General features: G+C 57.6%; 22 protein-coding genes and 1 pseudogene. 10 read left to right on the forward strand and 13 right to left on the reverse strand.

All coding sequences use genetic code 11. The annotated features are described in order from the left end of the window. Positions 1-2 precede the first annotated feature (2 nt). The 4 genes from V1278_RS29785 (at position 3) to V1278_RS29800 (ending at position 5,511) form a co-directional block, all read left to right on the forward strand. On the forward strand, positions 3-2,489 hold the full coding sequence (locus V1278_RS29785; protein ID WP_334383175.1) for a hypothetical protein: 2,487 nt from the start codon (positions 3-5) through the stop codon (positions 2,487-2,489). Between the two features lie 82 nt (positions 2,490-2,571). Then, the gene (locus tag V1278_RS29790; RefSeq protein WP_442893810.1) at positions 2,572-3,558 is read left to right on the forward strand and encodes a TAXI family TRAP transporter solute-binding subunit; all 987 of its coding nucleotides are present in this window, start codon (positions 2,572-2,574) and stop codon (positions 3,556-3,558) included. A 650-nt stretch (positions 3,559-4,208) separates the two neighbouring features. Continuing rightward, on the forward strand, positions 4,209-4,733 hold the full coding sequence (locus V1278_RS29795; protein WP_141686950.1) for a DsrE family protein: 525 nt from the start codon (positions 4,209-4,211) through the stop codon (positions 4,731-4,733). A 319-nt stretch (positions 4,734-5,052) separates the two neighbouring features. Further along, positions 5,053-5,511 (forward strand): hypothetical protein, encoded by a 459-nt coding sequence (locus V1278_RS29800; RefSeq protein ID WP_334383178.1) that lies wholly within the window; start codon positions 5,053-5,055, stop codon positions 5,509-5,511. 115 nt (positions 5,512-5,626) lie between these two features. On the opposite strand, the gene V1278_RS29805 is transcribed toward V1278_RS29800, so the two are convergent. The 5 genes from V1278_RS29805 to V1278_RS29825 all read right to left on the reverse strand — a co-directional run bounded on the left by V1278_RS29805 (position 5,627) and on the right by V1278_RS29825 (position 8,740). Continuing rightward, a complete protein-coding gene (locus V1278_RS29805; RefSeq protein WP_334383179.1) occupies positions 5,627-6,019 on the reverse strand; it encodes a hypothetical protein in 393 nt (130 codons plus the stop codon). 229 nt (positions 6,020-6,248) lie between these two features. After that, positions 6,249-6,449 (reverse strand): hypothetical protein, encoded by a 201-nt coding sequence (locus tag V1278_RS29810; protein ID WP_334367618.1) that lies wholly within the window; start codon positions 6,447-6,449, stop codon positions 6,249-6,251. A 335-nt stretch (positions 6,450-6,784) separates the two neighbouring features. Next, entirely contained in the window at positions 6,785-7,183 is a 399-nt protein-coding gene (locus V1278_RS29815; RefSeq protein WP_334383180.1) for a hypothetical protein, read from the reverse strand. 404 nt (positions 7,184-7,587) lie between these two features. Further along, positions 7,588-8,019 carry an NUDIX domain-containing protein gene (locus V1278_RS29820; protein ID WP_334383181.1) on the reverse strand — a complete coding sequence of 144 codons (432 nt, stop codon included), beginning with the start codon at positions 8,017-8,019 and terminating at the stop codon, positions 7,588-7,590. Between the two features lie 343 nt (positions 8,020-8,362). Beyond that, positions 8,363-8,740 (reverse strand): hypothetical protein, encoded by a 378-nt coding sequence (locus tag V1278_RS29825; protein WP_334383182.1) that lies wholly within the window; start codon positions 8,738-8,740, stop codon positions 8,363-8,365. 676 nt (positions 8,741-9,416) lie between these two features. On the opposite strand from V1278_RS29825, the gene V1278_RS29830 reads away from it, so the two are divergent. Then, a complete protein-coding gene (locus V1278_RS29830) occupies positions 9,417-9,854 on the forward strand; it encodes a hypothetical protein (RefSeq protein ID WP_442893717.1) in 438 nt (145 codons plus the stop codon). On the opposite strand, the gene V1278_RS29835 is transcribed toward V1278_RS29830, so the two are convergent. Both V1278_RS29835 and V1278_RS29840 read right to left on the reverse strand, forming a co-directional pair. After that, on the reverse strand, positions 9,792-10,106 hold the full coding sequence (locus V1278_RS29835; protein WP_334384346.1) for a hypothetical protein: 315 nt from the start codon (positions 10,104-10,106) through the stop codon (positions 9,792-9,794). The two genes, V1278_RS29830 and V1278_RS29835, sit on opposite strands and share 63 nt — an antisense overlap. Before the next feature lie 259 nt (positions 10,107-10,365). Further along, positions 10,366-10,611, reverse strand: coding sequence for a hypothetical protein (locus V1278_RS29840; RefSeq protein ID WP_334383183.1), 246 nt, complete (start codon positions 10,609-10,611; stop codon positions 10,366-10,368). Positions 10,612-10,750: 139 nt separating this feature from the next. Here V1278_RS29840 and V1278_RS29845 point away from each other — a divergent pair, with 139 nt between their 5' ends. Both V1278_RS29845 and V1278_RS29850 read left to right on the forward strand, forming a co-directional pair. Beyond that, the gene (locus V1278_RS29845) at positions 10,751-11,890 is read left to right on the forward strand and encodes a PqqD family peptide modification chaperone (RefSeq protein ID WP_334383185.1); all 1,140 of its coding nucleotides are present in this window, start codon (positions 10,751-10,753) and stop codon (positions 11,888-11,890) included. Further along, the gene (locus V1278_RS29850) at positions 11,877-12,953 is read left to right on the forward strand and encodes a nucleotidyltransferase family protein (protein WP_334383186.1); all 1,077 of its coding nucleotides are present in this window, start codon (positions 11,877-11,879) and stop codon (positions 12,951-12,953) included. The genes V1278_RS29845 and V1278_RS29850 overlap by 14 nt, the downstream gene beginning before the upstream one ends. Positions 12,954-13,030: 77 nt before the next feature. On the opposite strand, the gene rfbD is transcribed toward V1278_RS29850, so the two are convergent. Further along, a complete protein-coding gene (gene rfbD / locus V1278_RS29855; protein WP_334383187.1) occupies positions 13,031-13,945 on the reverse strand; it encodes a dTDP-4-dehydrorhamnose reductase in 915 nt (304 codons plus the stop codon). Beyond that, positions 13,945-14,498, reverse strand: a pseudogene (gene rfbC, locus V1278_RS29860) (dTDP-4-dehydrorhamnose 3,5-epimerase). The gene rfbD and the pseudogene rfbC overlap by 1 nt, the downstream one beginning before the upstream one ends. A 126-nt stretch (positions 14,499-14,624) precedes the next feature. Here rfbC and rfbA point away from each other — a divergent pair. From rfbA to V1278_RS29875, 3 genes are all read left to right on the forward strand, one after another. Continuing rightward, positions 14,625-15,500, forward strand: coding sequence for a glucose-1-phosphate thymidylyltransferase RfbA (rfbA, locus tag V1278_RS29865; protein ID WP_065749378.1), 876 nt, complete (start codon positions 14,625-14,627; stop codon positions 15,498-15,500). Between the two features lie 26 nt (positions 15,501-15,526). After that, positions 15,527-16,594 (forward strand): dTDP-glucose 4,6-dehydratase, encoded by a 1,068-nt coding sequence (gene rfbB / locus V1278_RS29870; RefSeq protein ID WP_334383188.1) that lies wholly within the window; start codon positions 15,527-15,529, stop codon positions 16,592-16,594. Positions 16,595-17,742: 1,148 nt separating this feature from the next. Beyond that, on the forward strand, positions 17,743-17,937 hold the full coding sequence (locus tag V1278_RS29875) for a hypothetical protein (RefSeq protein WP_334384347.1): 195 nt from the start codon (positions 17,743-17,745) through the stop codon (positions 17,935-17,937). A 306-nt stretch (positions 17,938-18,243) separates the two neighbouring features. Here the strand turns inward: V1278_RS29875 and V1278_RS29880 are convergent, their stop codons facing one another. From V1278_RS29880 to V1278_RS29895, 4 genes are all read right to left on the reverse strand, one after another. Next, entirely contained in the window at positions 18,244-18,417 is a 174-nt protein-coding gene (locus V1278_RS29880; protein ID WP_334367608.1) for a hypothetical protein, read from the reverse strand. 885 nt (positions 18,418-19,302) lie between these two features. Next, a complete protein-coding gene (locus tag V1278_RS29885; protein ID WP_334367606.1) occupies positions 19,303-19,611 on the reverse strand; it encodes an H-NS histone family protein in 309 nt (102 codons plus the stop codon). Between the two features lie 1,459 nt (positions 19,612-21,070). Next, entirely contained in the window at positions 21,071-22,987 is a 1,917-nt protein-coding gene (locus tag V1278_RS29890) for a nitric oxide reductase activation protein NorD (RefSeq protein WP_334383189.1), read from the reverse strand. Positions 22,988-22,990: 3 nt separating this feature from the next. Continuing rightward, positions 22,991-23,800: a CbbQ/NirQ/NorQ/GpvN family protein gene (locus tag V1278_RS29895; RefSeq protein WP_334383190.1), complete on the reverse strand. Its 810-nt coding sequence runs from the start codon at positions 23,798-23,800 to the stop codon at positions 22,991-22,993. Between the last annotated feature and the right edge of the window lie 19 nt (positions 23,801-23,819).

Consider the following 23,819-nt stretch of genomic DNA (forward strand, 5'->3'; position numbering starts at 1 on the left):
ATTTGCGCCACCCCATTGAAACCGCTCCGAGGGACGGAAAGGAAATCTGGGTCGAGGACGATCAATCGGCTTATGACGTCGCGCATTGGTCGTCTGAGACGAAGGAATGGGTCTGGAAAAACGGAAGACCGATCAGGATCACGCCGACACATTGGTCTCCAATAGCGGAGCCTCAGTATCAGGAAGACGATCAGTCGAACGGCCCGCTCCAGAACAATCGCGTACGTCGATCGTTTATCGCTTCGTTGATCGCCGCAACTCTGGTTGCATCTGCGTTGATCGGCGTGCATTTCCGCACGGAGATAGTCATCTTTGCGGCGAGACACTTTTATCTGCGAGACATTGCCGATCTCGGTATCAAGGTGAATTCGTCGAGCAAGTCGGGCGAGGAAGCTCCGCTGAGTTGGGCGGCGGAAGCTGCAACGGCGGATTTGCAGCAGTCTCTGGACAAAGAACGCGCAAGAACTGCCGCCTTGACGAGTGAACTGGCTCAAATCCGTATCGACCTTGAGACGGCGGTAACATTGTCGAGCACGTCGCTTGACGAGGCAGCGCGACGCCGCCAAGCGGCGGAAGTCAGAGCGGAGGAACTGCGGCGGTCCCTTCAACAGGAGCAAGCCGGCGCCACGGCACTCGCAGACGAGCTTTTGGGAGCCCGCCGCGAAATCGATGCGCAAGCCATGCAATTGCAGAAAGCCGTCGATGATGCGGTGCAGCACAGGCAGACGGCCGAGGCCACCGCTTCCGAATTGCGAGAAGCCCTGCGGCAGGAGCAAAACAAGACGGCCGCCCTCACCCAGGAGATCGACGAAACGCGCCAGGCGGTGACGGCAAGCGCCGAGCAACGCCACGCGCTCGACGAGGCGCAGGCGCGTGCCGCGGCACTCGAGACCAACCTTGCCAAGACACGGCGCGAGATCGAAACGCAGGCCGCACAGTGGCAAAAGGCGGTCGATGAAGCTGTACAGCAGAAGCGGGCCGCGGAAGCCATCACTGCCGGGCTGCAGGAATCCGTGCGGCAAGAGCAAAAGAAGACGGCCGCTCTCACCAAGGAGGTGGACGCTGCGCGCCAAGCGATGAAGGCAACAGCCGAACAACAACGCCGCGCGTTCGACGAAGCACAGGTGCGTGCAGCAACACTCTGGAGCCAGCTTGCTGGAGCGCAGCACGATATCGAAACGCAGGCCGTGCGGTCGCAAACGGCTATTGATGAAGCCGTGCAGCAGAAGCGGGCGGCCGAGGCCGCCGCTGCCGAATTGCGAGAATCCCTGCAGCAGGAGCAAAGCAAAACTGCCGCTCTCACCCAGGAGGTCGACGCCGCGCGCCAGGCATTGACAGCAGCCACCGAGCAGCAACGCGGCGCGCTCGAGGAAACTCAGGCGCGCGCTGCGGCACTCGTGAGCGAGCTCGCTGAAACGCGTCGCGAGATCGAGACACGGGTCGCGCAGTCGCAAGCGGCGGAGGGTGAGGACACGCAACAAAGACAGCCGGCGGAAACGACTATCGAAGAACTGAGAGAGTCCCTACGGCAGGAGCAAGCGAAGACGGCTGCGCTCACCCAGGAGTTCGACGCTGCGCGCCAGGCGATGACGGCAGCCGCCGAACAGCAACGCCGCGCGCTCGAGGAGACACAGGCGCGTGCCTCAGCACTCGCGGGCGACCTTGCTGGAGCGCGGCGCGAGATCGAGATGCAGGCCGCGCAAGCACAACGAGCGATCGATGAAGCCTTGCAGCAGAAACAGACGGCAGAGGTTACCATTGCGAAATTGCAAGGCTCCCTGCGGCAGGAGCAAGAGAAGATCGGCGGCCTCATCCAGGAGGTCGGCGCGGCGCGCCAGGCGATGACGGCGAGCGCCGAGCAGCAACGCCGCGCGCTCGACGAGGCGCAGGCGCGTGCCGCAACACTCGCGAGCGAGCTTGATGGAATGCGTCGTGAGATAAAGACTCAATCTGTGCGATCGAAAACGGCGGAGGATGCCGTCACGCGACAAAGACAAGCGTCGGAGCGCACCATCGCGGAACTGCGGCAATCGCTGCAGCAGGAGCGCAACAAGATCGGAGCAATGGCACGCGATCTTACGCCCGCGCGGCGCCCCGCGGACCAGCGCGAGCCCCTCGGGCGCACGCAAGACAGTCCGATCAACCCGATCGTCCGGGCGACGCAGACTGCAGACGCGGCCGTAGCGAAACAGCCGATGGCCTTCGATGCGCGGGACAAGGCAGAGGCAGCACGATTGATCGCGCGCGCCAGTGCGCTGCTCGGTCAAGGCAATATCGGCGCGGCGCGTATCGTACTCGAGCGCGCCGTCGAGAGCGGCGACGCCCATGCAAGTTTCATGCTCGCACAGACATATGATCCTGTCGTTTTGTCCGCATGGGGCACCTATGGAACGCGTGGCGAGTCGGCGAAGGCACGCGAACTCTACGCGAAGGCGCACAGCGGCGGCATTAGAGAGGCAAAGGAGCGACTCGACGCATTGCGTGAGTGAGGGGATCAGACCCGCACAAGGACAAGTGGAGATAGAGATGAACACGTTGCCGAAACCATGGTTGTTTTTGCTCCTCGCGGCGATGGCCCCTGCTACCTGGATGCTTCAATCGGTTGACGTGTACGCGCAGCCGGCCAAGAGCGAAGCGCCAGTCATCAGCCGCGCCTCTGCGCATGACCAAAGAGAAAAGATCAACGCGTGGACTGTCGGCCTCGCCGGCGGTTTGCTGGAGGGCGCGCCCATTCGCCTAGCGGCAGAGATGGCCCGAATCGTCGATGACGGTCCGAATCTACATGTTCTGCCGATCGTCACCCGGGGCGCCACCGAAAATGTGAATTCGCTGCTCTACCTGCGTGGCGTCGACACAGCGATCATCAATTCCGACGCGCTCGAAGAGTACAAAATCCAGATACCGCAGATCCGAAGCCGCATAACCTATCTCCTCAACCTATTCCCGTCGGAGCTGCATATTTTCGTGCGACCTGAAATCACAACCTTGCAAGACCTCGCCGGCAAGAAAGTGAATTTCAACACCCAGGGCACGGCCGCTGCCTATTCAGGACCGCTGATCTTCAGCCGTCTAGGCATCAATGTCGAAAAGACCTTCATTCCGCACCCGATCGCTCTGGAGCAGATGCGCAAAGGCGAGATTGCCGCCGTCCTCTTCATCACCTCGAAACCGGTTGACGCTTTCGTGCGCAGACGCTGGGACGAAGGCTATAAATTTCTGTCCGTCAATTTCGACAGCAAGTTCGAGGATTACTACTTGCCGGCAACGCTTGAGGCGAGCGAATATCCCAATTTGATCAAGCAGGGCGAACGCATCTCAACGATCGCGGTGCCGACCGCCTTGGTTGCGTTCAACTGGTCGCGGCGATCGAACCGTTACCCGCGTGTTGCCCGTTTCGTGGATCATCTGTTCTCGCGGATCGACCGGCTGCAGGCCCCGGGATTCGATCCGAAATGGAAGTCGATCAATCTCGCCGCAACCGTCCCCGGGCTAGACCGCTTCTCGGCCGCGCAGGATTGGCTGGATCGCGCGGCGCGCAGTGCACAGGCGCGGCCGTGAAGAGAGCCGCGCTCCCGCTCGCTGTGCTGTTAGACGCAGCATACAGCATGACTTTCGCGCAAGGTGCCAGCGAAGCAATGGCGCATCTTCGCGCGTGCTCTAATGTGGAGCTTACCGCGCGGCAGGAATGTTTGGAAACAATGCCGCGCAATATCACACAGGCGGCCGCGGCAGACAGTGACAACTGGCTTGTCAGCGAGACCACCTCGCCCGTGGACTATTCACCGGTCGTTGTGGCGACCACGTCGTCTCGCGGCGGCTCTGATAGCGCCACGATGCAACTCTCGATCCACTGCCGCGGCGGGCCGGACCGAACTCGTGATCACGGGACCTGGGGTCTCGCGCAGCGCCGAGGAATACCTGATCTCCTACCGCGTCAATGACGATCTCCCAGTGCAGCTTCCCGCTGCCCGCCCATCATTCGGAGTTGGCGTCGCGCCCAGGGGCGACGTGGTGCGCATGTTACAGTCGCTCCCCGATGAGGGGGAATTCGCTGTGCGCCTTACCTCGCGAACAGGTGTGGCGTCCGAGGGACATTTCTTGCTTGGCGGCCTGAAGACTGTCCGCGAGAAGCTGGCGACGGCATGCAAATGGCCACATGCCGTTGCCAGGCCACGCAACTAATGGTCATGGGACAGGAAGGAACTCACATGACAAGACTTGGAAAAATGGCTGGAGCCACCGCGGCAATTGCAGCATTGCTCTTGGTCGCACCGCCGTCGGAAGCGCAGGTGAACAAGAAGCAGTCTACGCAGGCGACCAAGCTCACGGCCGTTACCAAAATGACGCCCACTCAGGATGCCACGAAGCCGCACCGCCTTATTCTGCAGGTAAACAGCAACGAGCCGGCGATGATGAATCTGGCGCTTAACAATGCGAGCAACGTAGCTCAGTATTATCAGGACCTCGGCGAGAAGGTGAATATCGACATCGTCACGTTCGGTCCCGGCCTGCATATGCTGCGTGACGACACTTCGCCGGTCAAAGCGAGGATCAAGGCGCTCTCGGAAAGCCAGCCTTCGATTTCCTTCGAGGCCTGCAGCAATACCCGCGAAAACATGGGCAGGAACGAGGGCAAGGAGATTCCGCTGATCTCGGAAGCAAAGGTCGTGAAGTCGGGCGTGGTGCGTGTGATGGAACTGCAGGAGCAGGGCTGGACCTACGTCAAGCCGTAACGCGCCACTGCTGCCATGGGCAAAGAATCTGGTCCAACCAATCGTTGCGCCGGACTAAGCCCAGCGGATGCGGCAATCCTGGCGCCGCGGTCCAGTTGATGCTGCCAAAGCGCCAGCCTGGTTCATAACCTGTGCTACACGGGTCTGGCGGCAGGATTCGGCGGCCTGCCGTGCCCTACGATGCCGCCGCCGAACCAAAGGATTAAACCGCTCGCGCGGTGGGACGCTGTGGCCGGCGCACAGCCAAGAGGATAGCGCAGCAGGGCGTCCTGTCTTGAGATGAGGGGTTCGCAACCCTCACTCAAGCCAAGAGCACCCCATGACCGACGAGGCAGTAGCTTTACGCCGACCTACGCCGAGCAATTCGCCCGACTCGGCGAAAGGAAGTCTAAGCAGCGTCGTTAGCCTGGCGGGTAATTGCCACAACCTCCACTCTGTCTACCTCAATCAGCATAACAAACGTGAAATCATCTGCAGCTGGCGCCAATCCAACAGCACGCTCGAAGGCGGCTACCTCTTTCTCTGTAGCCGGCCGAAGCCCGAACACAGAATCCACTGGGCAAACGGGGACGCCGTCCGAACTGATCCCATGCAAATCCAAACGGAACTCTGGCACCGCGCACATACCGCGTGCAAACTCGATGTCTTGCGCCTGAAGAGCAAGCGTCGGCGTTCCATTGATATCGAGCGTGAAGATTTTGCGTTCCGGCTGCTCCAATTTTCCTATGCCCTTAGAAACAGTCAATTAAAAAGCGGAGAATTTCGCGATCACGGATAGTCAATCTTGATCGCCAATTGAATGCAGCGTCAACAGAAATCACCCCAGGGGGATGCAGACGGGCCGCCGAGACCCCTACCCCGGCAGTATTCAACGTCTGCAACTCGAAAATCTTTCAACCCGCCTCTCTTAAGGGCCGGGGTTCAGGATAGGCGCTGGCCTCTTTTAACAAGGCATCGGTGGCCCCCTTCAAGACAGCCGCGTCATCGCCCGGCAAGTAACACGCTTCCAGATTGAACATGATAATGGTTAGTCCCAGCGCGCGCGGCCAATCGCCTGCATCCGATAGTTGATGTATAGTTTTTGAAGCGTGCTTCAAAACTTCCTTTCGTTCTGCGCTGGAGGCGCTCGCGTAGCGCCTACGTAGAAACTCGAAACTCGACTTTACAACACCAAAGCACGCCGATTTTGCAGCAGGATCTGCCGCATCAATCCGCGGCTTCAAATCTTCGTATCGCTTGCGGAGAACATTGGCCCGCGCTTCGTGCCAGAGGTTCAGAAATTTCATTCCCCCTCCCGACCGGCTTCCCTGATTAACAACCAATTAGAAACGCGGAAAATGCGGCGGCCATACGGCGGGACCCCCGGGATCGCCCCGGGGGAATTGCCCCGATCTCGCGCGGCAAAAGCTGGCAGGCGCCCGACGATGAAGCTATCGCCGTACACCTGCCTTAGACCACCAATACACGCCGTTCCAACCCGACGAATCGACCTCAAACATTGATTGAGAACGGGCCTCAGTGCTTGGGCAATTCCCAGCCCCGCACACCGGGTCTCCCTTGAAGAGTGGCCAAGGACTCGATGGCCGACTCTTCTTCTAACAGACGACGTTCAATAAACTGGCGCTCAGCGTCCGTTAGCATCGTCTTCAGCAATTGCCGGTAGCGCTGCACGTTATTGCGATGCGTTCGTAATCGAACAAAACTCTCTTCAATCATGGGTCGTTACCCTCAATCGATGCATCATTAAAAGATATGTCAATGTATTTGGCTTAAAAAAGGAACTCGCCCGCTCGAGCTTATCGTCGGCGAGTAAGCTGTCAATAATAAACGGAGCGGTGGTTAAGCGGCGGCGTCCTGGCTATGGTCTAGCATTTGACTTCTGACACTTTACCCGCTGGGCCCACCGTGCCGCCGGCTGCAGGGCGCCTATCCAAGGACCCGCCCGCCCCTCCGCCAAGCCCGCAATTTACGTTACCCGCCTTCATATTGCTTGTATCGTCCAGACTCTTGCGTCCCGGCGTCAGTGCTGACCAAGCGGGCTCGCGATACACTCATTGATTGACCGTTTCCGTGATCGAATTGCGAACTGAGCCAATTGAATCCCGCGACCGGACCGCCTCAGGAGTACCCGCTGACACAATCGGTCGGAAAGGCAGTGTTTGAGTTCGCGCTTGGCGCTGCTCAAGTGCATCCCTTAAAACTGCGGTTACCTTACGGTCTATGAGCTCGAGGCGGTCGGCAGTTGCATTGGTTTGAAGACGAAGCTCCAGCAATTCATCGCCGATGAGCCGCCTAACCGTTACACCCACAAGCACAGAGAACACGTAGCAGATAAATAGTGCGATTAAAATGCTACTTATGATTGTTCGGTATTCAGGAAACACGTTCCAGACCGCAGCACCCAGAATTGCGGCAGTAGTCCAGCCAACGACTTTGAAGAATGTCTCCATTTCCAATACTCCTACAAAGAAAGTCGAAGCTTCGTACTCAAGCTATTTATACGCTCCTGATTGCGGCGCGGGATTTCAGTTAGACGGAACGGACTTAGGAGAGTTACGACCGTAATGAGTCGATGCCGTGGGCCACGAAAATTCCGAGACCTAGAACCAACAGAAATGCGATTACGGCATCAAACATGGCGATAAGCGAAGGCCGCTTCTTCTGATCAGTCAAAAAGATTCGACTTCATAAAGAGAAGGTTTTGCCTGACTGGTGCATCAAGGCCACAATGAAGCCGCCCAAATTCGGGCTACCGTGGCGCGAAGAGGGACGCTTCCCGCTTTCGGCAATTTTGTTGGTCGCTGCCGGTCGCCATGGCTAGAGAGGCGGCTCAAAAACACACAAAAGTGTTCCGTCAAGTATTCAGGTAAGCTTTCAATGCAAGACGAGTAGTCGGTACAAGCCTGGGCTCTATCTCGGCAAGCTCCACCGGTTCTACGATAAGGAGAGATCCTTCGGTGATGGCCAGCGCATCCACTGGAACATCGCGCACGACGAAAAGATATCCGTGGATCGTTCCTCCCTCGCTGTCGATGTCCGCACCCTCAAAGCTTCCAAGATGCTCAAAGCGATCCGCTGGGACAAAATATCCGATCTCCTCGTGTAGCTCGCGAACCATGCATTCCAAGAAAGTTTCGTCGCCCTCGCGGTGACCACCAAATAGACCAATCTTGCCCGGGTTGGTGATGCCGACAACATTGTCGCGCAATTGAAACAGGTAACGCCCAAAAGTATCAATAACGATTGCACCGGTAGTTTCGCGATACCGCAACTGCTTGTCCGTCATTTCGCAATCCCTTGCCACCACCGCTCTTTGATCCCCTCCGATTTTGCGCTCTCCCTCATGCGGCACTTCCAGGGGTGATCAAATTATTCTGCTCGATGTCGCCTGCCCCGCCCATGCATCGCAGTTTGTCGTGACCGAAAATCGTGATGGCCTCGCAGCGACCCATGCCTTGCGACGGCCCCTTAGCAAACAAGACCCGCTTCGCATAGGCCGATAGCGATTTCCGCGATGATGTGATGACCATCAAGGATGAGCATCAATTGATGCCGCAGCCGTGATCTCGCTTACTCACTTCGCTCTATCAGATGGACAGACACGCACGCTCCACCGTTCGACAGTGCATTCATCGAGGCTTTGAGCTTCGATTTAATTTTTCGAGCAGTTGCAGCACCTCCGAGCTCACCTCAATTTTGTCTGCTGTCGGCAATTGCTTCTGGGAGGGACGCGGCGCCTGCTTTTCCATCTGCGCTCGCGATGCGGCTTGCGCCAACGCGAGAGCTGATGCCTTCCTCTCTGCGATGGCTAGGAGTATGAGGCCGATAACCATAGGAAATAGGCCGATGAACTCCCAGTCGTCTATCGCAAAACATAGTACGAAACCGAGGATAAGAAGAGTTGCTCCAGCAATACGCATCCTCACCCCAATAAAATTACTCAAAAACCCCACATTTTTATTGGCTTTGGCGCGCCTCCACAACCTTGGGCGGGTATTTGCGATCATTTGAGAACAGCCCGGCCGCTAGAAAGCGACCGCAATCTTTTTTCATCGCCACTGCGATTGCATGAATAATCTGCCAGGGAGAGCTTTTGTTTTCTTTGTGCCGCTTCGAATGCGCGTTTGGTGAAAATGTTCCAGTGAAATTGAATCGGACCGCCAAGCTACCGATCTGGAAAAAAGCTGATTTCCGCGCTGACTTCGCGCGGGCCTCTTGACCGCCGTTGCCTGTTCGGCCCTTTGGACCGCCTCTCGCAACTTCAGCAATTCGGTCATCTGAACGGCGAGCTCGTGCGTTATAATAGCTGCCGCCCTCAGTTTTTCTAACGATGGACGCGATTCTACTGTCACGGGCAAACTCCTTAAGGAAGCGTGAGCCTTACCGAATCGCGAATTACGTGTCGATCAGCGCTCACGTTTAACCCTACCGCTGAACGTTAATTCAGCAGTAGCGCTTCCCTGCCCGCAATTAAGCCCGTTGTTGAAGGGCCATGGACGGGACGGAAGTTCTTGTAATCAAGCAGCGTTTTCTGCCCCAACTTCTTAGGTATAGTAATACCTCCGCCTGCAACTTGCTCGCGCCGTTCCATCCGCGGGTGGCAAATCGATACCGCACATTTAAATTGTCTGCTTCATGATTATGATTTAATATACTCTGAATTAATTGAGTGGGAATTGCGCCATGCCGAACGACATCGAGATCGAGGATCGCCGGAAATTTCTGATTTCTTGCGGGAGATTCGCCGCTGTAACTCCGCCGGCTATGACTTTACTTCTCTCCACCTCACTAACATCAACGGCGATTGCCCGGTCTGGCCATTCTGGCAATCACGGCCGGCCGGAACATTCCTTTTTCGACAATGATCCCGACCCCCCTGGCGACAAGAAAGTCTCCGACAACAAGAGCCCGCGTGATGAACAAGCGGGGCGCGGAGACGGCAATCACGCCTCCCTCGGTGGAGGCGCCGGTGGTGGCGGTGGTGGTGGCGGTGGTGGTGGTTCAGGAGCGAATGCCTCGAGAGGCGGAAGTTCGGGCGGCTCTCGCGGTGGTGGCGGCTCAAGCGCGCTCCATGGTGGCGGTGAAGACGATAAATGGCGGAGAGGCAGCAGGCCCCAATAGGTGGAGGTGTTGGACGTCGTCCTCGTTGCGGGCAACAGCGTTTCCTTCCAGCAGGCTCGCTGAAGCATAGCGCCGACTATGGAAGTCCTGTCGGGGACATGAAAACAAAAGGTCAGACGTAACTAGCAATTGCGCTGCGCCCCCTTGAATCGCTGACACCAGATGCAATTGCGCGCTCAGGAAAACGGTTGCCGCCGCAGCGCCGGCGATGATCACCGCCCAAATGTAACAATCATCGAGATAAGAGACCACTTAAGCCTTGCACTGGTCGTCGGCGCAAAATCCGTTTCTTCCAGTCCGAGGGTTGGCTTTATTTCGAATGCCAGTGCTGTCGTCCGTTGCCATCACACGGCGTGCACACGTTTGGCGGCCTCCTGACTGAAGTGGCTTGTTACGCGTTTAAGCAAGCGCTGGCGAGCCGCGGAACGTCATCAGTATATCGCGGCTACCTCAACTCGCGGGTTGTCGAGAAGCGTGCGTTCAGCAGCTTGGTCTGGATCGATCGGAGCGCCTAGAACAACCAGTCAAGAAACCGCTCAAGCCAGTTGGGCAGATCGGGGCGGTGACGCGGTCTTCCACCTTCCCCACCGCTGCCGGAGCGTGCAATCGCATCGGAATTCAGTGAAGTTGACAGTAACAGGGTCACGGCGGGAGGCGTCACAACGGCAAATCTGCCGCATGCCGCCAGAAACTTCCGCCTGTCAGCATCGAGTTCAAGCTCCGCGTTGAGGACTGGCCCATCAGTATTCTTGTTCATGGCTTGGGCTCCATCTTAATTTGAGCGGGCTGTGTCAAGTTCCCGCTCTACTTCTAATTTACTCGATTTAAATTTTCGGCTTAAATAATGTCAACTTCATCGCGAAGAATTATTTTGACGCACCCTTGTGGAGCCTGGCGTGATATTCAGACCAGATCTGATGGAATCCGGGCCTGAAAGCCCGATTCAACTGCGTCCAGCCGCAGACGCGTCGTTCGCGTTGATTGATGATCGACCGGTCCTGTTCAGCGAGAAAAACCAGCAGATCTATGAACTAAATCAGATCAGCGCTTTCCTGTGGTGCAAACTTCTTGACCAGAATAAACTCGAAATGATCGCTGATGAACTAAGCGAACTTGGGCTCGGCCGCGAGCAGGCGCGCAATGTTCTGCGTCAAGCCCTGCAACAATGGCTTGATTTGGAACTTGTAGAAATGGAATGGAGGCTTCCATTTGCCAGCGCGCTCCAAACCCGATTAGCGCAGCGAGCAATCAGCATCAGAGCTTCCAACGAAGCATTGATCAAGTCTCTTGAACCGCTCTTTTGCGACTTGAACCCGGGACGCGATCAAGCGGATATCACAATCGAAGTTGTAGAAGTCGGGGACGAGGTTCTCTTCCGCAACTGCAGAAAGAGCATCACTCGATGTCCCATCACGAGTTTGGCTCCTGCGATCAAGGCCGACCTCACTGAGCGCATCATTCTACAGGATCAGCCTGATTTCGCTCTGCATGCTGCTTCGCTGGTGTTTGGCGATAAAGGGCTGCTCTTATGCGGGCAGCCGGGCACCGGTAAATCGACCCTCGCGCTTCAGTTAGTCAGTGACGAGTACCGATATTGCGGTGATGACGTCGTTATGATTTCTCCAAACGGTCTTGCGCAGGGGCTTCTCTTCGCGCCCACCATCAAGCCGGGCACTTGGGAGGCGATTTCGAAAGCTCGCGACGATTTAAGTCATGCCACTGCCCATGACCGCACAGACGGCATACGCGTCCGGTATCTACCTGTAGCAGATGTGCATAAGGGAAGCTTTCAGGTCGAGTGGATTATCTTTCTCAAGAGAGTTGACGGGACGTCGGCAGAACTGACGCCCCTTGGACAAATCGAATCCATGCAGCGAGTGATCAACGGGTCTTTCGCTGCCAACGGCAAACTATCTCTAGCGGGGTTTGCAGCGCTAAAGAAAATAATCGGTGGGGCCGGATTATTTGAGCTGACCTTTGCGGAGGCTGCTGACGCAGCACGTAAGCTGAGAGGTCTTCGTCATGGCTTTTCCTAACAGCACCCTGGTTAAGCTCTGCCAATGTCTCGGAGGCGAAGCGCCCAGCAACCTGGATTGGGTGGCCGTGTTGGAACTAGCCAACAATACGCTAACTACCCCCTCCTTGATCGATCTGGTTGATCGACCTGATCGATCAGTTCCCGAGGATGTTAAGGCTTTCGTTCGGGAAATCTACCGTCGAAACGCGCTTCGGAACGACCTCTTGAGGGCTCAATTGGAAGAGGCGGTCACGGCGCTTAATGAACGGGACGTGATACCGGTGCTGCTAAAGGGCTCAGCAATCCTCGCAACATCTGCTCCTGAACGCCGCGCAACCCGAATCATGGCTGATCTCGACATATTGGTCGAGCCCGATCAGATGGAGACGGCCCTGCGCGCGCTCTCCGACCTCGATTATCAGGCCCATTTTCGAACCCCGCCGGAGAGCAGAAAGCAATACACGGACCTAAAGCGACCGCGCGACGTCGGTATGATAGACCTACATCAAGCAGCGCCAGGTCCAGATTATTTCTATCGTTCTTCTGGAAAATTGCTTGAACATTGCATGCCCGTGTCGGTTGGCCGCGGGGCCGCTTATCTTCCGACACCGACCTTTCAAGCTTTCATGCTAATCATTCACGACCAATTTCAGGATCATGATTACTGGGTCGGCGAAGTAGATGTGCGACATCTGGTCGAACTGAGAGACTTGGCTAACGCGGCGCAAGGAATAGACTGGAACCGCCTGATGTCATTTGCTCCGGGCCGCTTGGCACGAAACGCCATCGCAAAACAGCTAATCGCCCTGGCAGAATTTTTTGACGTTGACGTCCCTGTTGAACTTCGCAAACGGTTCATTCCACAGCTTCAGTTTAGAAGGCTATTGCTGCAGTCCCGTTTCCCTCTTGCACGTTGGCCCCTCCTCGCGGTTGCGATTCTTGACTACGGAAATTACAGGAAGGAGCTTGGAGCAGAATATCAGACTGATAGCCGAAGAAACGTAACATTGACCTTGCCACGAGCCGATACGCTGCGGCATTTCTTCGGACTCGTTGGCAATCACCGCATCGGGAAAGTGTAAGGGCGGGACGCTCGACTTGGCCTCGTATCGAACTTCCTGGACGACCAAGAAAAGGCAGGCCGGGCCTGACGCGCCGCTTATCGAGAGGTTGAAACCTCATCTGCTCCAACGAAACCGTCAAGTTCCGGCGCCAATGCATCTCGCCAATTCGGCATTACCACACCGAACTCGTCCTTGAGGCGAGACAGGTCGAGGCGCGAATTGCTTGGCCGTTTGGCCTTCGTCGGAAAATCGGCAGTTGCGATTGGAACAACGGTTTCGACTTCGAGTTTAACGCCGCGGTATCTCAGACCTTCGACAATGGCGCTTGCAAATTCGTGCCAGCTAGTTTCCCCAGCACAAACGAGATTGACCACGCCACCTTTCCGCGCGAGCAGATCGTTCAGGTTCGCGAGGTTCGGCAGCACGATGTCGGCAACTGCATTACCAATCGCTCGAGCCGTCGTTGGCGCTCCGATTTGATCTGCGACGATGCGCAGCTCCTTGCGCTCGCAAGCCAGGCGCGCGATGGTACGGAGGAAATTGGTACCCTTGGCGGCGTATACCCAAGACGTGCGCGCGATCAGATGCGGTCCACCGGCCGCCATGATTGCCATGTCCCCTGCAAGCTTGCTCGCGCCATAGACCGAGATTGGGCCCGTGGGGCTGTCCTCGCGACGCGGCGCATCACCGGAGCCGTCAAAAACGTAGTCTGTTGAGAAGTGAACGAGCGGCACGCGGTGCTTGGCCGCCCATTGCGCGATGACCTCGGGCCCTTTGGCATTAACGAGGAACGCAAGCTCGCGCTGCTCCTCGGCGCGATCAACGGCGGTATAGGCGGCCGGATTTACGATGAGATCGGGTCTGAAATGCTCGAGCCGGTCCGTTAACGTTTCCGGTTTCGACAGATCAAATTCGGAAGACGAAGGCGCTATAATTGTGCCTTGGCCAGTTAACAAGGGGCGCAATGCGCCGCCGACCTGGCCGCTCACTCCCGTCAACAAGATCCGCATCAGGTTTGACCATACATCGGCAGATTCTTGACGTCTTTCAGTAGCGGGGCATCGGCATCTTTGGCTGAAAGCGAGGGAGCTTCAATGCCCCAATTTATACCGATCGCGGGGTCGTTCCAGCGGATGGAGACTTCATCCTTGGGGCTGTAAAGATCGTCACACTTGTAGAAGAAGTCTGCGGTCTCAGATAGGACGACAAAGCCATGTGCGAAGCCACGAGGAACCCACAATTGCCGTCGGTTCTCCTCGCTTAATTCTACGGCAACATGGCGTCCGAAACGCGGGCTCCCCACCCGCACATCCACCGCCACATCCAGAACCCGGCGCGCAATGCGGTGACGAGCTTACCTTGGGTGAAGGGGTTTTGCAGGTGTAGCCCACGCAACACTCCATGGCTGGACCGGGACATGTTGTCCTGCACAAATGGAAGGCTAATGCCGTGCTCTGCATAGCGTGGCAATTGGTAGGTTTCCAGGAAGAAACCGCGTTGGTCGCCAAACAGCCTCGGCTCCAGGATTAGGACTTCGGGAAGCGCTGTCGCAATAACGTTCATCTTGTCCGACCGAGCAACATTTCGCGTTAGCCAAATACCAAATTTATCTAACAAGCACCATTTAATATGCTACATTAAATGTGTTATATTTAATATGATTCAGTTAATTGAATGTGTGAGGGGCCTATGAAGGGCATTATTCTCGCCGGAGGCACGGGTTCACGCCTCTATCCGGTGACGACAGTTGTTTCGAAACAACTGCTTCCGGTCTTCGACAAGCCGATGATCTACTATCCGCTCTCGACCCTCATGCTGGGCGGAATCCAGGACATCCTGATCATCTCTACCCCCCAGGACAAGCCGCTATTCGAGCGCCTTTTGGGTGACGGCTCACAGATCGGGGTGCGTTTTTCCTACCTTACACAGGCGTCTCCGCGAGGGATAGCGGATGCCTTTATCGTCGGTCGCGATTTCGTCGGCAATGATCCGGTTGCGCTGGTGCTTGGCGACAACATCTTCTATGGCAACGGCCTGGCTGAGCTGCTCTTGAATGCGACTGCCCGTAGGAAGGGCGCGACCGTCTTCGGTTATGTCGTCAAGACACCCGAGCAATATGGCGTCATTGAACTCGATGGCAGCGGCCGCGCGCTCTCCATCGAGGAAAAGCCGAAGCAGCCAAAGTCAAACTTGGCCGTCACAGGACTATATTTTTACGACAATGACGTTCTGAAGATTGCTGCCGAGCTCAAGCCATCGGCGCGCGGCGAGCTCGAGATCACCGACGTCAACAAGACTTATATGGAACGCGGCGATCTCTATGTGCAGGCGCTAGGTCGTGGCTTTGCGTGGCTCGACACCGGGACGCATTCCTCTCTCGTAGAGGCCAGCAACTTCGTCCAGGTCCTCGAGCAACGCCAGGGCCTGCGCATTGCATGCCCGGAAGAAATCGCGCTGCGGCAGGGCTACATCTCGCTCGAAGCTTTTGAGGCTTTGGCCGAGAGGACCGCCAAAAGCAGCTATGGCGAGTATCTGAAATCTGTAGCCGCTTCCTTCAAACGGTAGATGCGGGACATAGGGGCAAACTGATCATGCGGTTTGGAGGCTGGACAATCTTCGTTACGGGAGGCGCAGGGTTCATCGGATCCGCAGTCGTACGGCATCTGCTGCAAGGCACCCACGCAAAGGTCGTTAATATTGATAAGCTGACTTACGCGGCGAACCTTGAATCGCTACCCGGCACGGCCGGAAACATGAATTACTTCTTTGAGAAACAGTGCATTTGCGATGGGCTTGGCCTCCGTCGCCTGTTCGAGAAGTATCAGCCAGATGCAGTGATGAATCTCGCCGCCGAGAGTCATGTTGACCGATCGATCGATGGGCCCGCCGAATTCATTCAGACCAACGTAGTCGGTACTTTCACAATCTTGCAGGAAGCTTTGCGCCACTGGCGCTCGCTCTCGGGCGAGAAGCGCAAACGATTCCGCTTTTTGCACATTTCTACGGATGAGGTGTTCGGCTCACTTGGGGACGAGGGGTTCTTCATGGAGACAACGGCCTACGCGCCGAACTCTCCTTACTCCGCCAGCAAGGCATCCTCCGACCATCTGGTACGCGCGTGGCATCACACGTACGAACTTCCGACGCTGGTCACAAACTGCTCGAACAACTATGGACCCTACCATTTCCCGGAAAAACTAATCCCGCACATGATCATCAGGGGATTGGCGGGCGAGTCCCTGCCCGTATATGGCGACGGAAAGAACATCCGCGATTGGCTCTATGTCGAGGATCACGCCAAGGCGTTAAGTCTGGTCCTGGAGCGGGGAAGTATAGGCGAGACCTACAACGTCGGTGGCCGTAACGAGCGCACCAATCTGTACGTGGTCGAACGAATCTGCGACCTGCTCGACGAGATCAGCCCGAACCCGAGCGGCTCCCACCGAAATCTTATAAATTTTGTTCCCGACCGCCCTGGGCACGATCGCCGCTATGCAATTGATGCCTCCAAGCTCGAGCGAGAGCTAGGATGGCGTGCGGAAGAGGATTTCGAAACTGGAATCTACAAGACAGTGCGCTGGTACGTCGACCACCAACCATGGTGGCGAGCGATTGCGAACCGGGGATACACGGCGAAGCGGATCGGATTGAATAGGTGAGCAGAGTACATCAGCCGGCGACAACATTCGCTCGCACTAGAACGTAAGATGCCTCGGTCGTCCAACCAACGACGACGCAAGTGGCTCGAGAGGAGAGTAAAGTCGTCTGAGTTGGCAGGGCTCGACGCCAACAAATCCGCCTCCCCCTTGGAATGCCACCAGTTTTCGCTCCAGTTCGACTAGACATAGAACCCGCCCTCGAACCACGTTAGATTTGATGCATTAGACATTCTTTCAGCGCGCGTTCGGCATTTCTTGGTTGTTGACCGTTTTTCGATCCCACGGAGGGGCCGGGCATCCCGCCCGAATTAAGAGGCTCTTTCAACTTTTGGGGAGGTCGCTTTGGTGATTAGAGAGCCTGCATCAGCTCGTTGACCCTCCTGATCGGAGGGCCCGAAGGAGATCGATCAGGCCTCGATGGAGGCTCCAATGCCGGTGGTCGAAGTAGACGGACCCACGCTGCTGGCTCGCGTTAGCGTCTTGCGTACGCTGAACCGCCGGCATGCGCGAAAGATGGATAGACGCGAAGAAAAGAGGGATCAATGACAGGAATCCGGCTAACTTTGCTCGTTGTCGCAAGCTCTTTTTTCACCCTCGCCGCTCAGGCCAGATGCGTTTGCCAATGCGTTGAGGGTCGCTTGCTACCGCGATGCACAACCAGCACCGATATTCCGCCCGCCTGCCCCTTGTCGGTCTGTGAAATGACACCGCCATCCATTTCGCCGCCGATGCAGGTGCCACCCGTTGGCCGCTCCCAATGCTCGCAGCGTCAGGTCTTGAATCCCGCAACCAGACAATACGAATCGCGTGTTGTTTGCAACTGAAGCGATTTTGCGAGCGTTCTCGAAAAGAGGTTTGCTTCAGCCCAGAATGAACATTACGGAAGCGATGGCGAACGAAAGCTGCGCAATGATCTGGATCCCCAATCGCCGCTGTTCCCGATTTAACTCTTACCGCCCATATCAAGCTTAACGAGCGAATTCTGTTGCTCTCGATCTTCGTGCGGCTAGCGTACACGACGCCGGACAATTGCCCCCGTCCGGCTCAATGTGACGAAGCCGTCGGGCGGCTTACAGTCAGTTTCGCCCGCCGCTCGGCGACTTCGTTAGCGTATGAGGCCGCTAACGAAACTGCGCGGAGACGGCTCCATGTTCACCGCAATTGACCCTCCTGAAATGCAAAGCTTAAAGCCAGCAGGCGCGGAATTCTGGCATCTTTGGACCGTGATCTTTCCCAGGCGATCCATCACCGGCCGGCTCGTACACGGACGCGTGTGGCGCCGACATGACGGCCGCCATTGGCAATACAAGAAATTCATCGAGTACGATGAGGATGGAGAATGATGCCGAGTCCTCGCAACGATCGACGAGCAGTTTGCAGGGCAGGTATCGGGAGAGGCGCGCTGCTGTTCTTCAAGGGGCAGCCCGGCGCGCGCGGCTGCAAGGTCATTGACATCTCGGACTGTGGCGCAAAACTTCGGACACACAATCTATCGGTACTGCCGAGCACCTTCGAGCTGACCTTCGACAATTTTGAGACTATCCGAGGTGCCGCCTAGTTTGGCGGAATGGCGAATTGCTCGGCATCGCTTTCGAAAATTAAAGGCTATGCCTCATCGCATCCAATGAGCTGCGCGTCTGAATAAGCGACTAGGGATTGTGAGACTTCGTCGGCCCTACATCGCTCGACGGTTGATTGAGAATCTGCAATCTACGCTCGAGCTCGGCCTTTTTGGCCTTCAGCTTCAAGCTGAGGACATCTTGCATCAGCTCGCGGAGCTTAAACAGCTCATCGATCGTCATAGATTCCCATTCGCTGTTCATGACGCGCCCCCACAATCATGAGTCGAAACGACTATCGATTGTAATGAGGAGTTCTATGATTCGATAGAGGGCCAATGCCCGGTATTCGGCAACTGCCCGACTATTCCATTCCATCGAGCTCGCGAACGTTCCATAGCGAAACTACTAGGATGATAAGAGATGGCATCCACGCGAGCGTGGCTCCAAATGCTACGGCTTGCAAAGTGGTCATGGATCGCTCCCAATTCCCCACTCACGAACCTAACTGCTCGTAATTAAATTGTAGTTGACAGCTCAAATCTTGACGTGCCGATGCCGATATCAAGGCATTTATGCGGTGCGAACAGTTGGCCACTTGGTGCGACTTTCCCCGTGATTGTGCTTTCCTCGTGATTGTGTGTGTGTGTGTGTGCAATGCAGCGCGAACGGAAAATCACATTGGCGAGATGCGTCGCTCGCAAGTCGCGCGGGCGCTGCGATCTGCAGATGAGCAAACTCCAGCTGCGATCATATGCTAAACATTGGCAACGTCTATCCACTGGTAGACAAAGTAGGGAAGATATTGGCTGGTAACCCGCCAGCGGATGAGCCTCAAAGTTTTTTATGCGACGCCTGACCGTCCATGTGCCGCCCATGCAAGCACAACTGAGCGGCGGCTCCGGCTGGGTTTGCAGCCGGCAGTCTGAATCCCGTGTTGTTTGTGATCTGTCGCAGCTTCAAACGCGAACTGGATATAATCCAATGACAGTGTGGATCTACGTCGACACCCGAAAGCCGCTGTGGGGAACAAGGTACATCTCAAGCTGTTCGCAAACGCGGAGGTAGCGAAAGCGTGGTTCGAACGGTACAACCCAGAAGGCGTTGCGTTTGCATTAGGCTTTAGAGTTAGCCTTATCGGGCGGCGGCTTATCGTCGATTGACCGCCTTCTTAATTCTGAAATCCTCGATACGCCTACCCGAGCGCAACTGCGCTACCAGCCAAAGCGGCTGCTTGCCACGTCCGGCCCAAGTCTCGGTCGGCTGATCAGGATTGCGATATTTCGGGGGTACCGCAGGGTAGGCCCTGCGCCCTGACACTGGGGCTTCCAGCAGCTTCAGACGCTCTTCCAACTGCAGTTTTTCCGCCTGGATTCTTTGCTGCAACAATTGAGTGACCTCAACATGCAGCGACCAAAGGTCGTCGGTACTCATCCGTTCGAGATCGATTCGTTTCATGACTAACTCCATCATCATTTCTCATGCACAGGCTTCCGTTATTTCTCCGTTATTTGAATAATAAACCAACGCTTGCTTTCGGATTAAAGTGGGGTAAAAAGCGTAGTGAGCGTTTTGTAAAGTAAAATCGCGGCCAAAATGTTCACAACTGGTTCCGGTTGCGGAACCAACGCTGTAGCCAGAATTTTGTTTAGTTATTGGTGCATTTGTTTTTAGTTGTGTAGGGGTTGAGTTATGCCAAAGCGCAGCCGCGACATAGAATTGCTTTGTCAAAATAATGATCTAAGAGCACAATATGAAGAGCTAATTCGGTTGCGAGCGGCAGTCGCCGGCTTGCTCTTTCCTTTGAAAAGATCGCTGCCTCGCAGGCTTAGGATTAGCCGCAGCAATCGGTCGGCAGCACGAGTAGTACAGCGAAGCAAGCGGCCAGCGTCCTGCGCACCCATCCTGCTACTAATGCCGGGGCGTAATGCCACATAGACCGCACTATGCCATGGTTATTCGTGAAGGCCTCCGCTCCGGCGCCCCGTCGGCTGCTATTGCGTCGCATACGGCCCCACAGTCCGCCCTGGGGCATTGAAGCCGCCCATTCAACTTCACGCTGACGCCTAATTCGGCCTCCGCCATTAGCGGGGCGTGCCGTTCATGCCGGCGGTCGCGACAGTCGTGGTCGTGTTAACACGCTACTCGGACCAGCCAGTTAGCCTTCGCCTGCCGTCTGGAAAGGACGACCTCAGTAGGGCTGGGTCATCTCTTTCGCGCCCGTCCGAGCACGAATCCTTGCTAGCGAGATGTGGCAAAGCGGCATCCAGTATCGGGCTCCGTAGTTGTGCTGTGAACAGGCGACTGCCACGGCTTCTGCTGTTTAGGTGCCGCTGGGGATTTAATCGGTTCAGTTTAGGACGAAGATGATGCCGCCGGACAAGTATTTTGATACCGGCGGCTTTTTTTGACAGAGCAGCGGCGCGTTCTTGTCCGGAGGCGACGAGAAACGTTCTTCGAGGTATTTTCCCGCCTTATGTGAACCTGAATGCAGACTGTCACGACCAAGAAAGAATAGCCTGATATTTTCCTGATACTGTCAGTTGTGTGTGGGGTAGGGGTACAACATGAAACAGCCGGCTGAAGTACGGACACATCGTCTTCTGCAAATCTCGACCGATCTTCACAACCGAATGGCTGAGGTTCAGAAACTCAGAGAAATGGTGCGGTCAGCGGAGGCGGCAAAGCGCGGCCAAGAGCCGGTCCATCCAGCAGCCGTCCTGCCTCCCGTCGGCAATGAGCTGCGCGTCTGAATAAGTGACAAGGGATTGCGAGACTTCGGCAGCCCTACATCGCCTTGTACTTGCGTTGATCGCCCGCGGCCGTTGTCACTTGAGGGTTCACGGCGCTCGGTGCGCGCCGTGCTTTGACCGCCTGCGGCAGCCCGCTGCGGAAGTCTGAAATAGGTGGTCGAGCACTAACGGGCAAGCTGCCGGTAGATCGATGGAAGCGCCGCCGGCAATCGGCTGATGTTGCCGACGATGGCGTAGCCGCCGCGCCCGAACAAGGTGGGAAAGTAGGACTGGGCGTTTGCGTCGACCGTGACGCCGAACACCGCAACTCCGGAACGTCGGGCCTCCCGCACGGCCTGGCGGGTGTCTTCGACCGCAAAGCGGCCTTCATAATGGTCGACGTCGTTGGGCTTTCCATCGGTCAGCACCAACAGCAGCTTCTTACGCTGGGGTTGACGGGCGAGCTCGGCAGCGGCATGGCGTACCGCCGCGCCGATCCGCGTGTAGTAGCCCGGCTTGAGCGCACCGATACGCCGCTCGACGGCAACTCCCATCGGCTCCTCGAACGACTTGACCGTCTCGACACGCACCCAGGAGCGCCGCCGCGATGTGAAGGTCAGGATGCTGTGATGGTCGCCACAGGCGGATAGCCCATGCGCGAGGACGAGCAGCGCTTCCTTTTCCACATCGAGAACGCGGTGGCCATCGACCCACGCGTCCGTGGAGAGCGAAACGTCGACCAACAGCGTGGCGGCGAGGTCGTGCCCCTGCGGCCGCGTGGCCAGGTGGACCCGATCGAGCGCACCGCTGCCGGCCCGCAGATCGCATCTAGCGCGGACGAGCGCATCGAGGTCCAGATCGAACCCGTCGGCCTGGCCGCGCATCACTTCGTGCCGCGGCCGCAGCGCCTCGAAACGCCGCCGCACATGACGGACGTGCTTGAGGACGTTCGCGTCCGGGTTCCAGCTTTCTCCTGTCTCCGAAGCCTGCCCCGTCAACACCCGGCAATGATCCGGCAGATAAGTGCCGGCGCGGTAATCCCATTCCGGATAAAGACGACCGCTGCTCAGCCGTGTGGCATCGACCGCTTCCGGCGGCAGGTCCAGGTCGAACTTCAGCTTGGTCGCTGGCTTGCCGCTGCGACGGCCGATCGCGAGTTCTTCGAGGTCGTCGGCTGCCTTGCGGGCGTCCTCGTCCTCGCTGTCGTCAGACGGGCGATCGACGTTCACCATCTCCGCCATTGCGAGTATCTTCTCGAAGCGGTTCAGAATGAACGGATCGCGCTTGTCGCCGTCACCGGCTTCGCGGACGGCCCGGCGCTTTCGCGTATCAGGCATATCAGCCTCGTCGCCCGGCACGGGTGCGTCGTCGTCGCCGTCCCCGGCGGCAACGGCCTCGCGTGTCCAGCAATCGCCCCACAGCGGACACGGCAGCATTGGCCGGTATCCGGGCGGCGCTTTCGCCGGCAGGTCACCGACGCCGGTCACCGCCGGCCACAGCCGGCCCGCCGGAGGCGCACCGGCACCGAGCAACGCCAGCACAATCCGTTCCACTTCCTGCTCGGCCCGCGGCAGAGGTCTGCGCGGGCGCGCCTGCGCCGTCGCCACTGCCAGCCGCTCATAGGGACGAACCAGGCCAGGGAATAGCGCCTGGACTTTTCCGACCGTCTCGCGGGCGCGCCGCCGCAAGGTCACGAGATCGCGCCGCAACGGGTCGATCTCACCGGTCATCGTAACCGGCGCCGTGGCGAACCACGCTGCCAGCCAACGATAGAGCATGGCGTTGAGCTCGCGGTCTGGAAACAGGGCGATGCGGTCCGGCAGGAAAACAGTTGCCCCGTCGCGGCCGGGATGGTCGATGCTCTCGTCCCCAAGCCCAATGCGCTGTCGCCAGCCGAGCCGATGACCGGACTTTCGCGATTTGGCGCCGGCGACCTGAACGCCCGCCTCGCCGCCCAGCGCGCGAAACATGATCGCGATCTGCCCCTGCACTTCCGCAAGCGTGGCGGCCTCATCGGGATGAACGGGATAGCTCGCCGTAGCCCCCACCAAACGATGCCAGGCGCGGCCAACCGTTTCCTCTAGTTCGAGGAAGTCGAGCATGCCTCATCCAATCACGGCGCGGGCCACGTCGAGCAGCGCGGACTTGACGTCGGCATCGTCCGTGAGCGGCTCGATCATGCCGGCAAGCACGGCATCCAGAAGCGGAACGCCGGCAGAAATCAGCGTCGCGCAGTAGACGATCAGGCGCGTCGATACCCCTTCCTCGAGGTCCTGTCCCTTCAGCGCGCGCAACCGGCCCGCAAGTGCCACCAGCGGACGCACGCGGTCGGGCGCAAGTCCGCTCTCGGCGGCGACCACCTGGACCTCCTGCTCGGCCGGCAGGAATCCGAATTCGATCGCAACGAAGCGCTGGCGCGTCGACGGTTTCAAGGCCTTCAGGAGGCTTTGGTAACCGGGATTGTAGGACACGACCAGCATGAAGCCCGGCGGCGCAACCAGCTCCTCGCCCGTGCGCTCGAGCGGCAGGATGCGGCGATCGTCCGTCAGCGGGTGCAGCACCACCGTCACGTCCTTGCGCGCTTCCACGACCTCATCGAGATAGCAGATGCCGCCTTCCCGCACGGCGCGGGTCAGCGGACCGTCGGCCCATACCGTGTCTCCGCCCTTGAGCAGATAGCGTCCAGTGAGATCGGCCGCCGTGAGGTCGTCATGGCAGGCGACGGTGTGCAGCGGCAAAGCGAGCCGGGCCGCCATGTGGGCGACGAAGCGGGTCTTGCCGCAGCCGGTCGGTCCTTTCAGCAGAACCGGCAGGCGACGCCGCCAGGCGTGTTCGAACAGCGTGCACTCGTTGCCGCTCGGGACGTAGGCCGGAAGCTCGGGTGGCGCTCCGACGGCGTGAAGTACGGCCTTCATGTCAAATTCTCCAGCATTG

The sequence above is a fragment of the Bradyrhizobium sp. AZCC 1577 genome (assembly GCF_036924575.1).
In the GTDB taxonomy this organism is placed as follows: Bacteria; Pseudomonadota; Alphaproteobacteria; order Rhizobiales; family Xanthobacteraceae; genus Bradyrhizobium.